This window comes from Hymenobacter profundi (assembly GCF_019334315.1).
Taxonomy (GTDB): domain Bacteria; phylum Bacteroidota; class Bacteroidia; order Cytophagales; family Hymenobacteraceae; genus Hymenobacter; species Hymenobacter profundi.
The window spans coordinates 1-1,042 of sequence record NZ_JAHWGL010000206.1 but is presented as its reverse complement, the minus strand read 5'-3'; the positions used below and the strand labels follow the sequence as shown (position 1 = coordinate 1,042).

The window sequence follows — 1,042 nt, the reverse complement described above, 5'->3', positions numbered from 1 at the left end:
AGGTAAGATAGGGAGTAGTGGTTTTATAAAGTGGTAAACGCGAAAGCGCCTGTCATCCTGAGCTTGCGAAGGACCTTCTGCTAGTTGAACGAGTCGTTGCTACGAGCATCGTTCTAGCGTGATAAGGTCCTTCGCAAGCTCAGGATGACAGGCGCTTTCGCGTTTACAACTTTATAAAATCACCACTTACCAGCTGCCGCTGGCGCCGCCGCCGCCGGAGCTGCCGCCACCGAAACCGCCGAAGCCGCCGCCCCCTCCAAAACCGCCACCGCCGCCACCAAAGGTGCCGCGGCCGCCGGAAAAGTCGCCGAAAATGACGGGCGGGATAAACATGCCGCCGCTGCCCCGGTTACGGCGGCCGCCTCTACCGCCCCCACCGCGCCGGCTCAGGAACCAGAACAGCACCAGGGCTAGGATAATCAGCCAAAATGGAAAGCCCGAACCCGACGAGTCGCGGTTGCGGCGCTGGTCTTTGGGGTCGGCTTTGTACTCGCCTTTGGCCAGGGCAATGAGCTCGTCGGTGGCGGTGTTGAGGCCTTCGTAGTAGCGCTCCTGCTTGAAGGCGGGTACGATGGTGTTGCTGATGATACGTTTAGCCAGAGCGTCGGGCACGGCACCTTCTAGGCCGTAGCCTGTTTGGATGCGGGCACGGTGTTCCTGCTCGGCCACTAATACTAGGATGCCGTTGTTGTCGCCTTTGCGGCCAATGCCCCAGCTTTCGTAGAGCTGCTGGGCGTAGTTGGCAATATCATCGCCGCCGAGGGTAGGCACCGTGACGACGGCAATTTGGGAGGAGGTGCTGTCGTCGTAGGCTACCAGTTTGCGCTCCAGTTGGGCTACCTCGTCGGCGCTCATCATGCCTGCCAGGTCATTCACCAAGCGCGGCGGATTGGGCCGCGGCGGGATAGACTGGGCCGTAGCTGGCAGCCAACTGCTCAGAATCAGCAGCAGCAGGGCAACAAAGGCTGGCAAACGTGAAAAGGGTAGCGTAGGGGTAGGGTAGGTCATGGGCGCGGCGGCGAAGTAGAAGGACCGTACGAAA

At 60.6% G+C, this 1,042-nt stretch carries 1 protein-coding gene; it reads right to left on the bottom strand.

Going from position 1 to position 1,042, the window contains the following annotated elements; all coding sequences use genetic code 11:
• Positions 1-186: 186 nt before the first annotated feature.
• Positions 187-1,008: a TPM domain-containing protein gene (locus KYK14_RS21900; RefSeq protein WP_219161763.1), complete on the bottom strand. Its 822-nt coding sequence runs from the start codon at positions 1,006-1,008 to the stop codon at positions 187-189.
• Between the last annotated feature and the right edge of the window lie 34 nt (positions 1,009-1,042).